Here is a 16,104-nt window from a genome sequence, read left to right as displayed (position 1 = left end):
TTGCGTTTCACACTTCATGCCTTCTCTACCTTGCTAATAATTCTAAATCTCATAACCGGATATAACATCGACATAGGTTGATACTGCGCCGATTTGTACCTGTTCAGCCCGTACAGGTTTGTGTTTCCGTATTTGCACCAAAATCATTGACCGTCTGCAACGTCACTTTGCCGCTACCTTCACCCGGCACATCAACGACCAGACTACCTTTAGGCGGCACCATGGAATTTGGCAGCTTACGTCCGCCTACATATAACTGAACCGTTGATACATAGTAGGGTGACGGATTAGTCATAGTGAGCTTTCCATCGGAAACTATGCAGCGCAGCGTTTTAGGGGCCTGAATAGAAGGCGTGGGTAGATTTTTAGGCCGAATAAAAAGTTTGATAACGCTCTGTGTGGCAATCTGCAACGTATTACCCTGCAACTTGCTTTTATCCACTGATGGAATCGCTTTGCTGTTCAGGTAAAAAACACTTTCTCGATCCGTTGATAATTCTGGTCCGACATACATGATGCGCATTGTGTTTTCTTTTTTCGGATGCATCACAAACAAAGGAGGCGTCAGAATAAAATCAGGTGATTTATTATTATCAGCAGTGGCCACCCAAGATTGAATGAGAAAAGAACTACTTTCAGATGAATTAGTAATAGGTAATGAAACTTGCTTTTCACCTTGCGGATAAATAACACGGGTTGCGCCCAGCGCCACGCCACCTGCATATGCTGGCACCGATGCACTTATTATCACTGCGCCTGTTATCATGGCTGGCAATAGACAACGCGTCACAAATCCCATCCGGGCGGTTGGTTTTATTACATTATTTTTAGTGTTCATATTTTCTTCACTTTTACTCGTTTCCAACCCGAATGGGTTATTCATTGATTTACTGATAGACGACGTTGAACCACACCTGGGTATCCGCAGTCCCTGGATGCACAACACGATCGGTTGCCCGGTAGCGGGCGATGTAACTCAGCACATTCTCCCCATCTTGAAGTGGGGCATACCATAAAGGTGCAGTATTGGGAGGAAGCAGATTATCGTCAGCGTCAAAGATACCGATCCCCACGCCTTGTGCGGCACCAGCGCCCCATCCGGCTCTGAAAACCTGTGAATCTTTACCATCAGAGACACCTGTGAATAACACACCTACTGACTGGTAGACGGTTGTAGAACAGTCCTCAAGTTTGATCTGAAACGGCACAGGATCTTCCCAGTCCCCCAAACTCTTAAATTCATTGCTGCGTATCTGTCCCATCTGTACTGTCTGGTCACGACTATTAGCACTGACAGAGCAAGCAGCATCCATTACCTGACCGGCGAAATGGACATCTCCGCCATCAATGCTGACGAAATGGTGATCACCTGCCATAACTGGCAAAGAATTTAAAACAGTCACGCATGTACAAAGCAGCGCATAACACCACCTACGATGTTTTTTCAATCGCATAATGCACCCCTTTAAAATCTATTTACTTAAAATCCCCGCACATTCATGCGGGGGTAATATCGTTAATTCAAAAATCAGGAATAAACCATATTGAACGTAGCAGTGGCTGACACGTTACCCGCAGTTGCCGCTCCGGTAGCGATATAGTCAACGCTCAACGGGATGGTATTTTGACCGTCAATCAGGGGGTATTCGGAGGAAGTATCACCTAGCTTCAGAACCTGGCCATCTGGCCCGTACAGTTGCAATGCAACGTTTGTTGCCGAGCCGGCACCCGCCGTGTTCGCCAGTGCTCCGGCCTGATTCTCATCAGATTGGCCGTTGAAAATGACGGCCGCATTCGTGCTGACGGTTGTGTCGCAGTCTTCCAGCTTAATCGTGAAATCTTCTTTTTGGTTCGCAACCTCTCCCGCGCTCGCCAGTTTTGCAGAACGTACCTGGCTCAGCGTGACAGTCTGATCAACAGAATCAGAAGATACAGAACAAGCTGCATCAACAACCTCACCAACAAAATTGACAGTACCACCGGATACGGTCGCAGTAGTCGTTTCAGCCTGAGCAGCGGACATTGCGCCACCTGCCATAAGGGCAGCTACGGTCATTGCTAATACATGCTTTTTCATTTGGAACCTTTTTAAATAGAGAGAAAATTACATACATGACGTTTAGCCCGCTAATAAAAATCAGCCGGAAACGTTCCCACGTGTTCTTAAAAAAAATGCGATAAATCCAACACCCTTTGTGATAATAAATATTTACACACACAAGCCTTGTATTAGGTTACATCCCCACGACTTGACGGGGCGCATTATTTATAATCGAAGGTTGAAAGGCAACGCCAAATGAAGTCCTTAAAAGGATGATGTGTAGTTTGTTGTTTTTTATGTGAAAAATAAAAATCCACTCAATGAGACTCATTGCCAAAAAATGATACTCATGTTAAATGCCACTATTACACTGGAACAAACAGACCAAAAATGAAATAACCCAAGACATGTCATCGTCAGAAAAAAGTCATTCACCTTAGCTGTCATGATAAATTTTTCGTGCAATAGGATTAACTTTGCTATAAAAAACAGCATATCCTGACGACATAAAAACATCTGCAGGGACTTATTTTTGACGGTATTGCCTTACCTTCCTATACTATTTTTAAGAGCAATAAAAACTAAATCAGGAGCTTCATGTGGATTCCGAATTTATTCCAGAAAGTACATTGCACTCATATAGTTTCGCGCAGAAAACAAAACCATTATTAGCGCTGGACTCTTTATTCGAACGCTTTACCCCACACAGCACAGAGTTTGTATTACCCGCCGAGTCTACTTATCACTTCAGCCCCGACAAGGAACGGGCCGGGATGGTACTTTTTCACGAAGGCATTGCCTCGCTCTGCCACAGCGAGAATGGATTACATATGTCCACAATATTTGCTCCTTCGGTTCTTGGCTTAGTGGATGGTTACAGCCTGTTTTACGATGTTCCATCGCGGCCCCAACATTACATGTATGCAGAAACAGACTGCAGATGCAGCTTCGTTCCCATTGATACCTTTCTTGAACTGGCTGATGAGCACAATTTATGGCATGACCTGGCCCGCGTTCTTGCTCACCGGTTGATGGTCATGAGTATCCGCGAACAAGAGTTGGTCGGAGTTGACTCATATCTCAAGGTCAGGTCGTTATTGATTGAACTTTGGGTTTATCCTGAGGTGTACAGAAAGAAAATTAACGTCATGAGCTTCATTCTCAAACGAACAGGTCTCTCAAGAAGCCGTACCATGGCGATTCTTTCGGAATTAAAAAAAGGGGGGTATATCGAGATCGAGTCAGGGAAACTTGCCATGCAACGAAAATTGCCCGTAGCGTTTTAAGAAAACTGACTGCCGTTGTGAGTAAAGACAACTAAAATTCCCTGAACTTCAAACCCTTCCCCAAAACGTGTGGTAAGCATCTTGATCCCATCCGCCGTCTCATTAATACTGTATATAAAACCAGTAACAATGAGACGCTTTTATGATTTTCCATACTCCCGCCGAACACCACCAGAAAACCGCCCTGCCTTTGTTTCTCGATCGCGTAGCGTGCGGCTTTCCGTCACCGGCTCAGGACTACGTGGAATCACGTCTGGATCTGAACAAACTGCTGATTGCGCATCCCAGCGCGACGTACTTTGTCCGGGTCTCCGGCCATTCGATGACCGATGCCAATATCAATGAAGGCGATCTGCTGGTGGTCGACAGTTCGCTGACTGCTGCACATGGAGACATTGTCGTTGCCGCCGTAGATGGTGAGTTCACAGTGAAGAAATTGCGCACCCGGCCGGCCATCCAACTGGTGCCCATGAACCCCAAATTTGCGCCGATCACTTTCAGCAACGAAGAGGCGCTGGAGATCTTCGGCGTGGTCACATTTATCATCTATGCTGCCCGCTGAATATGTTTGCTCTGGTTGATGTCAACAGCTTCTACGCCTCATGCGAAACCATCTTCAGGCCAGACCTGCAGGGACGTCCGGTCATTGTGCTGTCAAACAACGATGGATGTGTCATTGCCCGCAACGCAAAAGCCAAGCAGGCAGAGATTCAAATGGGTGCGCCGTTTTTCAAAATGCGCGAGGCCATTTTGCGGCATAACGTGGTGGTATTTTCCTCAAACTATGCGCTGTATGCCGATATGTCCAACCGCGTCATGGAGACCCTGGAATTACTGGCTCCGGCCGTGGACGTCTATTCCATCGATGAAGCCTTTCTGGATATTACCGGTATCGATAACTGCATCTCCTGGCACGATTTCGGCAAACAGGTGCAGGATAAGATTTGGAAAGAGAATCATCTTGCGGTTGGCGTCGGTATTGCGCCAACCAAAACGCTGGCAAAACTGGCTAATTTTGCGGCGAAGAAATGGAAAGGTACCGGAGGGGTGCTGGATTTGTCGCAGACCCTACGGCAAAGAAAGCTGATGAACCTGATCCCCGTAGATGAAGTATGGGGCGTCGGGCGGCGTATCACTAAGCAACTGGATTTACTGGGTATTAAGACCGCGCTGCAACTGGCTGACAGTCCCTCTTCCTTTATCCGCAAGCATTTCAGTGTCGTGCTGGAACGCACTGTGCGCGAGCTGCGCGGTGAATCCTGTTTGGCGTTTGAAGAGTCCGTACCCACCAAGCAGCAGATCATCTGCTCCCGCTCGTTTGGCGAGCGCATTACTGACTATCAGGACATGCGTGAAGCGATTTGCAATTACGCGGTGCGTGCCGCTGAGAAACTGCGCGGCGAACATCAGTATTGCAGGTATATCTCGGCGTTCGTGAAAACCAGCCCACACGACCCGAACGTGCCATATTACAGTAACCATGCAGGCCTGAAATTACTGACACCGACGCAAGACAGCCGCGATATTCTCAACGCCGCCGTGCGATGTCTGGAGCAAATCTGGCGCCCCGGTTATCGCTATCAGAAAGGGGGGATCATGCTGGGGGATTTTTTCAGCCAAGGCGTCGCTCAGCTCAATCTTTTCGACGACTATCAGCCTAAAAGAAACAGTGAACAACTGATGGCGACGCTGGATAAAATCCACAGGGATGGCGTTGGTAAAGTGTGGTTCGCCGGTCAGGGCATCCAGCGCGGCTGGGGAATGAAGCGCGACATGCTGTCGCCTGCCTATACTACCCGTGTCGATGAACTGATGCAGGCGAAGGTTTGACTCTATTATTGTTCTCTCTTCAGGATAGAAAGAAGCCTGGCCTTCCCCGCAGGATGCCACATCGTCTCAGAAAAGTTATATTAAGCATCGCCCTTATCCGCTGCTGCACCTGCAGTATCATCACGTTTGAAGGAGTTTTACGATGTCCGGTTCTGACGCCACTCTGCTTTCAGCTTCTTTTGTTATTGCGGTACCCGATCTTAAGAAAAGCGCCGCCTATTTCCGTGACGTCCTTGGGTTCAGTCTGTCCTGGCCTGAAGATATGGGCTGGCAGATGGCGTCACGGGGAAGCGTGCGGATCATGTTGGGGCATTCACCAGAGGCGATACCCCCTTCTGCCACTGGCGACCACAGCTATTTTGCCTATCTGAACGTCGATGATGCCGATGCGCTTCATCAAGAATTTGTCAGCCGGGGAGCCATCATTCTTCAGGCTCCGGCCGATAAACCCCACGGCATGCGCGAATTCACCGTCGCCACCCCGGATGGTCACAGAATGATGATCGGTCAGGACTTATAAGCTAACCGGGAAATCACCGGCGATGTCACGACAACACAGGGCGTGCTTCGCGCTCAAGATACCCGAGACAGAGCGATTCAAGCTGAGCACAAAGCTCGGGGATCTTCAGTTGCGGCAACGTTCCATCAAGCAGAAAACGGATGGGGCCGACCAGCGCGCCCATCAACATGAACGTCACCATACCCACATCATCAAAATGCGCATCGCAAGCGGTCTTCAGCATCGCTTCCAGCGCCGCACGATTGCGTCCTGCGACGTCGCGAACGTAATCCCGCGAGTCGAGCTCAAGGGCCACAGCATAAAGAGAGCGCGATTCATCCAGATTCTCTGTCTTGGCTTGTACGAACGCGGTCACGACAGCCTTCACCATCACCGGCAACGTGGCGTGATGCACTGACGCCGCAGCCTCCTCCGTCGCGGTCACCACCCTCTCCAGATGCCGCTGCAATACGGCAAAAAGCAACGCCTGCTTTTGCGGAAAATATTGATAAAGGCTGCCAACCGACACGCCTGCCCTCTCCGCCACGCGGATAGTCGTCAGCCGTTGCAACCCTTCAGCCTGTAAAACCTGAATAGTCGCATCAAAAATAGCGTCCACGGTCGCCAGAGATCGCGCCTGTTGTGGCTGTTTGCGGGCTTCAAGCCCTTGTCCGTTATCGGTCTGCATATGCGAATTCACAATATGAATGATTATTCGTATTCTACATCAACATCTCGCCATTGACGAAATAAGGAACGTATCCATGACTGAAGTAACACGAGCCGGTACTTTTAAACTGGGCGATCTGCCCGTTACGCGCATGGGCTACGGTGCGATGCAGCTTGCCGGGCCGCACGTTTTCGGGCCACCTAAAGACAAGGCCGCCGCACTGACTGTGCTGCGTGCCGCCGTCGAAAGCGGGATCACTCATATCGACACCAGCGATTTTTACGGGCCGCACGTCACCAATCACCTGATCCGTGAGGCGCTGCATCCCTATTCGGACGCGCTTACAATTGTGACCAAGGTGGGTGCCCGCCGGGGAAGCGATGCGTCGTGGAATCTGGCGTCATCGGCGGCAGAGCTGGAATCCGCGGTGCATGACAACCTGCGTAATCTCGGTCTGGATGTGCTGGACGTGGTGAACTTTCGGGTGATGCTGAGCGCCGGCGCACCAGTCGAAGGTGACATTGAAGAACCGCTGACGGCGCTGGCAGAACTTCAGAACAAAGGGCTGATCCGTCACATCGGGCTGAGTAACGTCACCGCAAAACAGATCGCTCAGGGCCGTACGATCACCGAGATTGTATCCGTGCAGAACATGTACAACCTGGCCCATCGTCACGATGACGCGCTGATTGATCATCTCGAAAAAGAGGGGATCGCCTATGTGCCGTATTTCCCACTCGGCGGCTTTTCTCCCCTGCAGGCCGATGCACTAAGCCACGCCGCAGAGCAGTGCGGGGCCACACCGATGCAGGTCGCTCTGGCCTGGTTGTTACATCGTGCGCCCAACATTCTGCTGATACCGGGCACCTCGTCAGTGGAACATTTGCAGCAGAACATTCAGAGCGTGAACCTGCAGTTGTCGGAACATCTTCTGTCCTCACTGGATAACATGGGTTAAAGCTGCATCTTTTTCAGCATCCATTCGCGTAACGTGCTGACATCAGGACGTTGCGCAATTTCATCCAGCGTCAGCAGATAATAGTTACCACCCGGCAGATAAACGTCAAAAGGGGCGACCAGAATCCCCCGCTGTAATAAATCGCCAACCAGCAACTGGCTGGCGATCACTACACCCTGCCCCGCCACCGCCGCCTGTAGTGCATGCGTTTCGTCACTAAAATGCAGGCCCCGCGAAATATTCAACGCCGTTGGCCCGTAGCGTTGCTGCCAGTGTTTCCAGTCCGGCGTCTCTGCAGGCACATGCCGGTGTTCAACGTGCAGCAGCGTTGCGCGCTGTAAATCCTCAGGTGTTTTCAGTCCCAGCGCGGGGCTGGCGACAACCATAAAATGGTCTTCGTAGAGCAACGTGCTGTGCAGATCCGTCTCGGCTTTTTCCCGGTAGCGGATAGCCACATCGACCGTCCGCTGGGTCAAATCAACCCGTTCAATGCCAGTATGCAGGCGTAAATCAATCTGAGGAAAGGTTGTCTTAAAATCCGCCAGACGCGGAACCAGCCAGTTAGTCAGAAAGTTCGAGGTGGTGGTAATAGTCAGCGCGGGCAGTTGCCTGAGGTGATCAATTTTCAGGACGGAATCTTCCAGCGCCGTAAAGGCAGATTGCGTACTGGAATAGAGGATCGCCCCCGCGTCGGTCAGCGTAACACCCTGCGCATTGCGCTCGAAGACACGGCATTCCAGCATTGATTCAATCAGGCGGATCTGATGACTGACGGCCGTTGCGCTGACGTTAAGCTGCAACGCGGCCCGTTTAAAGCTGAGGCAACCAGCCACGGCATGAAAGGCTCGCAGCGCGCCAAGCGGGGGTAAGCGTGATGATTTCATGATGAGTTATTTTCATCCATAGGTGAAAAGCATGACTTTGACCCTCTTATTATGCAAGGGATAAGCTCACTGCACGTTCTGATTATGGATGAATTTAACTGAGCATGGCTGCTTTTCATAGTGAGACTTATCATGACAATGATTGCTTTACCTGACACCTTCCCGCCTGCCGAGCAGGCACGACTCCATGCCGGCATTCTTTTGTGCAGCGGGCTGGCCGCAGAGGGAGTCCTGTTACTGAAACTCTCTGCATGGGGAAATTTACTCATCAGTATCGGGCTGCTGGCGTTGCTGGTTATTGCGTTTACGACAGGCGCATATCTGGCACAGTGGCCCCTGATACAACGGCAAAATACGCTGACACGGTTGCGTCAGGGTTTTCTCATCAGCGCCGCCGGGTTATTGCTGCTGCTGGCCGCTTCCCGCGACTTATCCCACTGGCTGCCCCTGCTGGCGGGCATTTTACTCTCCGGCGTTGGGCAAGGGATGGTCGGAAACGCGGTCATGAAAGGGCGCAAAAAAAAGTGGAGTAGCGGTTACACACCGGGGTTGATGGCAACCCTGCTGATCACCGGGGTTGTACTGGCGGTGACGGCGGTCCTGCTGCTACAAACCCGTTTCGCCGGAACGGCCGGTTTTCCTTATGGGTTTGGGCTGCTGCTGGATTTATCACTGCTGGGTGCGCTGTATGTGCGGATTATTGAGAGTGAGAACTGACGGCTGAGGCGCCTTGCCACGAAACCGGCAGGTTGTTAAAAAAAAGCCGATAACATCTTCATGTTATCGGCTTTTCACTGCGCGCCGGCAAAGGCGCAGAGGCATTATGCGTTCAGCAACTGCTGTGCTGTTTTGTCCACCAGCGCCAACAGGACTTTGACATCCTCCAGCGTCACGGTTGGGTTCAGCAAGGTCAGCTTCAGGCAGGTGACGCCGTTGTGCTCGGTCACGCCCACGTTAGCGCGGCCGGACTCCAGCAGTGCATCACCAATCTTCTGGTTCAGCAGGGCAATAGCCGCATCACTGGCGTCGGGTAAAGACTGCGGGCGGAAACGGAACAGTACGCTGGCCAGTTGTGGCTGCATCACCAGTTCCAGCGCCGCCTGTTCAGTGACATATTTCGCTACGTCCTGCGCCAGCGTCACACCGTGATCGATGATTTCGGCATACTGCTTCTGGCCCAACGCTTCCAGACCCATCCACAGTTTTAACGCATCAAAACGGCGGGTGGTCTGCAACGATTTAGACACCAGGTTCGGTACACCGGCTTCTTCATCGAATTCGGAGTTCAGATAAGCGGCCTGATAGCGCATCAGCTCGTAATGGCGCTCTTCTTTAAGCAGGAACGCGCCACAGCTAATGGTCTGGAAGAACTGCTTGTGGAAATCCAGGGTAATGGAATCCACCAGCTCAATGCCGTCCAGATAGTCGCGGTATTTCTCGGACAAGAGCAGTGCTCCGCCCCACGCCGCATCCACATGCACCCAGATCTGGTACTCTGCCGCCAGCTGTGCGATAGCACGCAGCGGGTCGATAGCACCGGCATCGGTCGTGCCTGCGGTCGCGACAATCGCCAGGATCTGCTCACCGTTGGCTTGCGCCTGTGCCAGTTTTTCCTGAAGATCGTTGACGTCCATACGGGCGAACTTGTCGGTTTTCACCAGCGTGACGGACTGGTAACCCAGACCGAGCAACGCCATGTTCTTCTGCACCGAGAAATGCGCGTTTTCAGAACAGAACACTTTAATCTTCTTCAGGTTACCGACAAGGCCATCCTGCTGGATGGAGTGACCTTGACGAGCGAAGAACGCATCGCGCGCCAGCATCAGGCCCATCAGGTTACTCTGGGTGCCACCGCTGGTGAACACGCCAGCGTCACCAGCCTGATAACCCACCTGAGTACGCAGCCATTCAATCAGCTTCATCTCGATGATGGTGGCTGACGGGCTTTGGTCCCAGGAGTCCATGCTCTGGTTAGTGGCGTTAATCAGCACTTCCGCGGCCTGGCTTATCACCAAGCTTGGGCAGTGCAGGTGCGCCACGCACTGCGGGTGATGCACGGACAGACTATCTTTTAAAAAGTACTCAATGGCACGTTCAATCGCTGCCTGGTTGCCCAGGCCCTGCGGATTAAAATCGAGCGTAATGCGTTCACGCAGTTCAGCAACGGTTTTGCCCTGATACATCTCGGGTTGTTGCAGCCACTGCACCACCGCTTTACTGCTCTGGGCAATCGCCTGCTGGTAAGCCTCAGTACTTTGCGCTGAGGCGCCCAGAATTGGGTTTAACTCGGACATCGCGGTCTTTTACTCCACTCAGACAGGCTTGAGGCCGGTCGCTAACAGTGCCTGCTCAAACTTATCGAGGAAAATTCCCAACTCATCGTTGGTGATCAGCAGGGATGGCAACAGGCGCAGCACGCAACCGTCGCGGCCGCCGCGTTCCAGAATCAGCCCGGCTTCGAAACATTTTTTCTGCAGCAATGCGGAGAGATCAGCATCAGCCGGATAGCAGCCCATGTGATCCTGCGCGTCGTTCGGTTTAACAATCTCAATACCGATCATTAAGCCCAGACCGCGCACGTGACCAATAACCGGGTAACGTTTTTGCAGATTGGCCAGTTGAGCTTTCAGCCATTCACCCTGTGCTGCCACTTTGTCAGCGATCTTGTGTTCTTTCAGGATCTGCAAAGTCGTCAGGCCGGTTGCCATCGCCAGCTGGTTACCGCGGAAGGTGCCGGTGTGGTGGCCAGGTGACCAGGCGTCGAATTGTTTTTTGATACCCAGAACCGCCAGTGGCAGACCGCCGCCAACCGCTTTGGACATCACAATAATGTCTGGCTCAATACCTGCGTGCTCGAAGGCGAACTGTTTGCCGGTACGGCAGAAACCTGCCTGCACTTCGTCGAGGATCAGCAGAATACCGTGCTCCTGCGTCACTTTACGGATGCGCTGCAACCACTCGGCCGGTGCCGGGTTCACGCCGCCTTCACCCTGAACGGCTTCGAGAATAACGGCCGCTGGTTTGCGCACGCCACTTTCAACGTCGTTGATCAGGTTGTCGAAGTAATAGGTCAGTGCTTTCACGCCCGCATCACCGCCAATGCCCAGCGGGCAGCGGTACTCGTGCGGATAAGGCATAAACTGCACTTCCGGCATCATGCCGTTGACCGCTTCTTTCGGTGACAGGTTGCCTGTTACCGCGAGCGCGCCATGGGTCATGCCGTGATAGCCACCGGAGAAGCTGATCACGCCAGAACGGCCAGTGTATTTTTTTGCCAGTTTCAGGGCAGCTTCAACCGCATCGGCACCCGATGGGCCGGTGAACTGCAGGCAATACTCTTTGCCCTGTCCTGGTAATAATGAGAGCAGATATTCAGAGAACTGATCTTTCAACGGCGTTGTCAGATCCAGTGTATGTAACGGCAAGCCGCTGGTAATGACATTTTGGATGCTTTGCAGCACGTCAGGATGGTTGTGTCCAAGAGCCAAAGTTCCCGCGCCAGCCAGGCAGTCAAGATATTGATTATTCTCAACATCAGTGATCCACACGCCATGGGCCTGTGCAATGGCTAACGGCAATTTGCGGGGGTAACTCCTAACATTCGATTCAAATTCAGCCTGTCTCGCCAAATAGGTTTCATTATTTGCATGTAATGAATTCGCGCCAAAATTATCAATACGGACTTTATCCGTCATCATATCTCTCCTACAACTGGGTTATCGCTAACGCCGAAGTTGAATAATTGATTAAAAAAATAACCACCCTGAATAAATCGCGGCCAATATATGGCTTTTTGGGTTGCATCTCAATAATTTATTGTATGGAAATCTGTTAAAGGTTTTTTTAGGCGAATCAATGATTTGCTCACTTAATGGCCGATCATCCTGTCATAAGGTTGTTACGCGGTCATTAATATTGGGTGACATAATAATATTAAAAGCGTAAACGCGCGCGTTATGGCGTTGATTAACGGCCTTAATCTGCTTTTCTGCCGTTCTTCTTTTGATCTGCTTCGACCTTCAATGATACTGTGTTAATCAACAGTCTGTGTAAATGCACAGCCCGAATTGGGTGACATTTAAAGGGAGCATCATGGGAGAATTTACCGGTTTTACTCAGCAGGGCCTGACCTTCTTACAGCAACTTCGCCAGAATAATAATAAAGAGTGGTTCGAGGAGCACCGCGATATCTATCAGCAGCAACTGCTTGAGCCGGTGCGTAAGCTGGTGACAGGCTTAAGCCAGGATATGCAGGTCATTGACGACCTGTTTGAATTGCGCCCGGCGATTGGAAAAACCATCTCCCGTATGCACCGCGATACGCGCTTCTCGCACGACAAGTCGATTTATCGCAGCAATATCTGGATCACCTTCAAACGCTCGCGCAAAAACTGGACCGACGCCCCCACCTACTTTTTTGAATTCGGGCAGGACTGGTGGCGTTACGGGCTGGGCTACTACAGCGCCTCCAAAACCACGATGGACTTGTTCCGCCAACAGCTGCTGCGCGATCCTGAGGCGTTTCTGAAAATGGCAAAGTGCATCGAACCCAATTTCACGATTGAAGGCGACAGCTACAAGCGGCCGCTTGTCAAAGATCAGGCCCCTGAACTGGCGGCCTGGTATAACAAAAAATCCTTCGCATTGATCAGCAGCCATAGGGACATGGAGACGATTTTCTCTGACACGTTGGTCGGCATTCTGAGCAAAGAGTTCCAGCGTATCGCCCCGCTGTATCACATGCTGATGAAAATCGAAGGAATGAAAAAAAACCAGCTTTCACTGGGGGAGTGATCCGTTTTACAGCGCGCGGTGCGCCATAGACCGCGTAGTTGTACACTCTGTGCCGATTGAAAGGCATGCAGCCTTTCGTAAACCAGCACAATGAGGTCAATATGATATCTGTTTTCGGGCACCTGAACCCTGACAGCGACACGGTTTGCAGCGCACTGATTGCCGCTGACTGGCTAAATGCACAAGGGCGACCGGCGCGCGCATTCCGTCTGGGAGAGATAAACCCGGAAACCCGCTTTATCCTTCAGGCTGCTGGCGTGGAAGCCCCGCCGTTGCTAGAAGAGAGTATCGAAGATAAAGACGTCTGGCTGGTCGACTTCAGCGAATTTGAACAAGGTCCCGCGTCGTTGCCTCTGAGCAACATTCTGGGGATAGTAGACCATCACCGACTGGGCACGGTGACAACGCGTAACCCTGCCGAAGTGTGGGTTCAGCCGCTGGGCAGTTGTGCCACGCTGCTGTGGCAGTTGATCACGCGCGAAACGGATCAGGTGATCACCGCGTCTCAAGCCACGCTGATGCTCGGCGCACTGTTGAGCGACACCGTTGCCCTCACCTCGCCAACCACCACGCCGGTTGATGTCAAAGCCGCCGATGCGCTGTTTGCTATCAGCCAGTTGGATCGTGAAACCTTTATCAGCGGCCTGCTGGCAGCGAAAACCGATCTGGCCGGGATGAGCGCAGAAACGCTGATCAATAAGGACGCGAAAAACTATCAGATTGCCGGTCTGGACGTGCTGCTGGCGCAAATTGAAGTCAGCAGCTTTACCCAAACCGACGCGATTTTGCCACAATTGATTGCCTCGATGGACAGCCAGTGCAGCGCAAACGCACTGGATCTGTTTGCACTGATCATTACCGATATTAGTACTAAAAACTCGGTGATCTACTTCTCGAAAAATACGCTGTTAGACGCCACCTCCGTCCCGCTGCCGGGCATGCTCAGCCGCAAGAAAGAGGTTCTGCCTTGGCTGACGACCACGCTGGAAAAGCGTCAGGGCGCGTGATCGTCGGCTAAAGATCGACTTCCACCACCGTAATACCGGCTTTCTTCGCCTGCCGGATGCAGTCCGCTGTATCTTCACCGCCGGGGAAAGCCAGAATCGCATCTGGCTTACTGTCTTCGAGCATAAAGAGATTACGGCGCAGCTCGGCATATTTGCCGTGCATCGCCCAGTTGGCCGGATAGCGCACGACGTGAACGTCCGCGTCTCTGGCCCAGCTCTCAATAATTCCTCCCGAAGATTGATGCCCGCCGTGGATCACCACCTGTATCGGATACGACTGCAAATAAAGATCCAATATCCGGGTCATATTTTTTGTGTCGGCGTAAAAACGCCCTGCGCAGATTAACACTCTCATCGTAATACTCTCATCGCGTCTTATTCCTGAACCTGTGTCTCTTCACCCAGCCGGTCAATAACCGGATAGGCAACGGCGGCAATATGGTGATGGACCCGGCGGTAATCACGCAGCACGCGCTGGAAAATATCCCCGGACTCCGCCCAGGCATTTTTATCCTCCCGCAGCTTTTTGAAATGTTCGCGGCTGGCCGAAGCCTCCATCTGGCGGATCGCTTCTTTGCGCGCCACCAGTTGATGCGCGGCGTACAGGTCCTCCCCCAGAAATGCGCTGATCGCCAGACGCAGGCTGGTGAGCATTTCCCAGTGCAGCAGCCGGATATGATTTAGTTCAAACTCGTTGAACTCCTCGCCACGGCGGGCGCGGCGGGTGGCCAGTTGCGTCAGGTTGCTGGAGAGAATGTCGCCTGCGTGTTCGACATTAATGACAAACATCAGGATCTCCTGCGCCCGGTCGGCATCGGCGTCGCTCAGGCCGTCGTGCCCCAGATCTGCCAGATAGGCGCGGATCGCCGCACTCAGCAGATCCAGTGACTGGTCCATCTGACGAATTTCGTCCGCCGCGCCCTGCTCCAACGTTTCAAACAGTACGTACAGACGGTCGAGCATGACCGTCAGCATATCCGCCGCCCGCAGCGACTCGCGTACTGAATTGGAGAGTCCGAGGTACGCAACGTTCAGCCCCGCTTCATCCAGATAGAGCGGCATTCCTGCGTCGCCTGCGCGCTCCTCCTCAACAAACATCCTCTCCAGTAAACGGGCCAGCGGGCCGGTCAGCCAGATGAACGACAGCGCCAGCACCGCGCTGAAAGCAGTATGGAACCAGACCACCAGTTGCGGCGTAGTGAGCGTCATTTTGGCGACCCACTCCGTCAGCCACGGCAGCAGCGCCATTGCCAACACCGCCCCCAGCGAGCGAACCATCAGGTTGCCGATCGGCAGACGCAGGGCCACTGACGAACCGGCATTCAGCACCGGAGGCAGTGCGCCGCCGATGTTGGCGCCGAGTACCAGCACCATCGCTGTAGCGGGTGTCATGACGCCGGTCGCCGCCAGCGAGGCGATCAGTAAAACCACCGCCACGCTGGAGTGGCAAATTAGCGTGAGGATCACCGCCACCAGCAGCGCGATCAGGGTGTCGCCTTCCAGACCGGCCATGACGGCGTGGAAAACCGGCGTCGCTTCAATATGACCCAGCGTCGCACTAAGCAGACTCAGAGCCAGCAGCATCAGGCCGAGGCCAATCATGGCGCAGCCTGCACTTTCAAAGCCCGAGTTATCGCGTAATTTGAACACCACATAGCCGCCCAGCATCAGCAGGGGAATAGCAATGGCAGTGTTGAAGCTCATGAGTTGCACCACCAGCGTGGAGCCAATATTAGCGCCGAGCATTACCGCCAGCGCCGGGGCCAGGCTGAGCGTACCCGCTGCCGCAAAGGAAGTGGCCATCAGGCTCACCGCCGTGCTGCTTTGCAAAATACCGGTGATGCCAATACCGGACAGCAGCGCCATCCAGCGGTTATTCAGGTGACGCCCCATCCAGTGCCGCAATGGGGTGCCGAAGCCGCGTTGCAGTGCGGTTGAGATCATATGGCTGCCCCACAGCAACAGCGCGATGGCCCCAGCCAGATTAATTAACAGAGTGGTTCCAGACATGATAATTCCCCCTTATTCAGGGTTGTTCTTGTAAAGCAAAATGCTGATTATTTTTCGATGTACAGGTTTGAAAAGCAGGTGCCGCGATCCGTTGCGGCACCTGGTTCAGACAGTCAGCGGAGAGT

General features: G+C 52.6%; 17 protein-coding genes. 8 read left to right on the top strand and 9 right to left on the bottom strand.

Annotation, left to right across the window (positions count from 1 at the left end):
• Positions 1 to 103: 103 nt before the first annotated feature.
• The 3 genes from ACZRKO_RS04745 to ACZRKO_RS04735 form a co-directional block, all read right to left on the bottom strand.
• On the bottom strand, positions 104 to 766 hold the full coding sequence (locus ACZRKO_RS04745) for a fimbria/pilus periplasmic chaperone (RefSeq protein ID WP_463737469.1): 663 nt from the start codon (positions 764 to 766) through the stop codon (positions 104 to 106).
• A 121-nt stretch (positions 767 to 887) separates the two neighbouring features.
• The gene (locus ACZRKO_RS04740; protein ID WP_463736076.1) at positions 888 to 1,454 is read right to left on the bottom strand and encodes a fimbrial protein; all 567 of its coding nucleotides are present in this window, start codon (positions 1,452 to 1,454) and stop codon (positions 888 to 890) included.
• Positions 1,455 to 1,528: 74 nt separating this feature from the next.
• Positions 1,529 to 2,077, bottom strand: coding sequence for a fimbrial protein BcfA (locus ACZRKO_RS04735; protein ID WP_463736075.1), 549 nt, complete (start codon positions 2,075 to 2,077; stop codon positions 1,529 to 1,531).
• A gap of 563 nt (positions 2,078 to 2,640) precedes the next feature.
• Between ACZRKO_RS04735 and ACZRKO_RS04730 the strand changes: the two genes are divergently transcribed.
• The 4 genes from ACZRKO_RS04730 to ACZRKO_RS04715 all read left to right on the top strand — a co-directional run bounded on the left by ACZRKO_RS04730 (position 2,641) and on the right by ACZRKO_RS04715 (position 5,677).
• Positions 2,641 to 3,327: a winged helix-turn-helix transcriptional regulator gene (locus ACZRKO_RS04730; protein WP_463736074.1), complete on the top strand. Its 687-nt coding sequence runs from the start codon at positions 2,641 to 2,643 to the stop codon at positions 3,325 to 3,327.
• A gap of 142 nt (positions 3,328 to 3,469) precedes the next feature.
• Positions 3,470 to 3,889, top strand: a complete 420-nt coding sequence (gene umuD / locus ACZRKO_RS04725) for a translesion error-prone DNA polymerase V autoproteolytic subunit (protein WP_463736073.1) — start codon at positions 3,470 to 3,472, stop codon at positions 3,887 to 3,889.
• Positions 3,890 to 3,891: 2 nt separating this feature from the next.
• Positions 3,892 to 5,157, top strand: a complete 1,266-nt coding sequence (umuC, locus tag ACZRKO_RS04720) for a translesion error-prone DNA polymerase V subunit UmuC (protein WP_463736072.1) — start codon at positions 3,892 to 3,894, stop codon at positions 5,155 to 5,157.
• Between the two features lie 142 nt (positions 5,158 to 5,299).
• Complete coding sequence (locus ACZRKO_RS04715) at positions 5,300 to 5,677, top strand: VOC family protein (protein ID WP_463736071.1); 378 nt, start codon at positions 5,300 to 5,302, stop codon at positions 5,675 to 5,677.
• 25 nt (positions 5,678 to 5,702) lie between these two features.
• Here ACZRKO_RS04715 and ACZRKO_RS04710 read toward each other — a convergent pair whose 3' ends face one another.
• Positions 5,703 to 6,344 (bottom strand): TetR/AcrR family transcriptional regulator, encoded by a 642-nt coding sequence (locus tag ACZRKO_RS04710; protein WP_463736070.1) that lies wholly within the window; start codon positions 6,342 to 6,344, stop codon positions 5,703 to 5,705.
• Between the two features lie 76 nt (positions 6,345 to 6,420).
• Here ACZRKO_RS04710 and ACZRKO_RS04705 point away from each other — a divergent pair, with 76 nt between their 5' ends.
• Positions 6,421 to 7,284, top strand: a complete 864-nt coding sequence (locus ACZRKO_RS04705) for an aldo/keto reductase family oxidoreductase (protein WP_463736069.1) — start codon at positions 6,421 to 6,423, stop codon at positions 7,282 to 7,284.
• On the opposite strand, the gene ACZRKO_RS04700 is transcribed toward ACZRKO_RS04705, so the two are convergent.
• The gene (locus ACZRKO_RS04700; RefSeq protein ID WP_463736068.1) at positions 7,281 to 8,168 is read right to left on the bottom strand and encodes a LysR substrate-binding domain-containing protein; all 888 of its coding nucleotides are present in this window, start codon (positions 8,166 to 8,168) and stop codon (positions 7,281 to 7,283) included. The genes ACZRKO_RS04705 and ACZRKO_RS04700 overlap by 4 nt on opposite strands.
• Before the next feature lie 132 nt (positions 8,169 to 8,300).
• Here ACZRKO_RS04700 and ACZRKO_RS04695 point away from each other — a divergent pair, with 132 nt between their 5' ends.
• Positions 8,301 to 8,885 carry a hypothetical protein gene (locus ACZRKO_RS04695; protein WP_463736067.1) on the top strand — a complete coding sequence of 195 codons (585 nt, stop codon included), beginning with the start codon at positions 8,301 to 8,303 and terminating at the stop codon, positions 8,883 to 8,885.
• A gap of 104 nt (positions 8,886 to 8,989) precedes the next feature.
• On the opposite strand, the gene ACZRKO_RS04690 is transcribed toward ACZRKO_RS04695, so the two are convergent.
• Positions 8,990 to 10,462, bottom strand: coding sequence for a pyridoxal phosphate-dependent decarboxylase family protein (locus ACZRKO_RS04690; protein ID WP_463736066.1), 1,473 nt, complete (start codon positions 10,460 to 10,462; stop codon positions 8,990 to 8,992).
• An 18-nt stretch (positions 10,463 to 10,480) separates the two neighbouring features.
• Positions 10,481 to 11,866 (bottom strand): diaminobutyrate--2-oxoglutarate transaminase, encoded by a 1,386-nt coding sequence (locus ACZRKO_RS04685; protein WP_463736065.1) that lies wholly within the window; start codon positions 11,864 to 11,866, stop codon positions 10,481 to 10,483.
• A gap of 391 nt (positions 11,867 to 12,257) precedes the next feature.
• Here ACZRKO_RS04685 and ACZRKO_RS04680 point away from each other — a divergent pair, with 391 nt between their 5' ends.
• Together ACZRKO_RS04680 and ACZRKO_RS04675 are read left to right on the top strand one after the other, a co-directional pair.
• The gene (locus ACZRKO_RS04680; RefSeq protein WP_463737468.1) at positions 12,258 to 12,962 is read left to right on the top strand and encodes a DUF2461 domain-containing protein; all 705 of its coding nucleotides are present in this window, start codon (positions 12,258 to 12,260) and stop codon (positions 12,960 to 12,962) included.
• Between the two features lie 101 nt (positions 12,963 to 13,063).
• Positions 13,064 to 13,969: a manganese-dependent inorganic pyrophosphatase gene (locus ACZRKO_RS04675; protein WP_463736064.1), complete on the top strand. Its 906-nt coding sequence runs from the start codon at positions 13,064 to 13,066 to the stop codon at positions 13,967 to 13,969.
• A 7-nt stretch (positions 13,970 to 13,976) separates the two neighbouring features.
• On the opposite strand, the gene ACZRKO_RS04670 is transcribed toward ACZRKO_RS04675, so the two are convergent.
• Together ACZRKO_RS04670 and ACZRKO_RS04665 are read right to left on the bottom strand one after the other, a co-directional pair.
• Entirely contained in the window at positions 13,977 to 14,324 is a 348-nt protein-coding gene (locus ACZRKO_RS04670; protein ID WP_463736063.1) for a DUF2493 domain-containing protein, read from the bottom strand.
• A 20-nt stretch (positions 14,325 to 14,344) separates the two neighbouring features.
• Positions 14,345 to 15,979, bottom strand: a complete 1,635-nt coding sequence (locus tag ACZRKO_RS04665) for a Na/Pi cotransporter family protein (protein ID WP_463736062.1) — start codon at positions 15,977 to 15,979, stop codon at positions 14,345 to 14,347.
• Between the last annotated feature and the right edge of the window lie 125 nt (positions 15,980 to 16,104).

Source organism: Ewingella sp. C233 (assembly GCF_055407225.1).
Note: the sequence above shows the minus strand (reverse complement) of the source record. Positions and strands in the feature narration are given on the sequence as shown.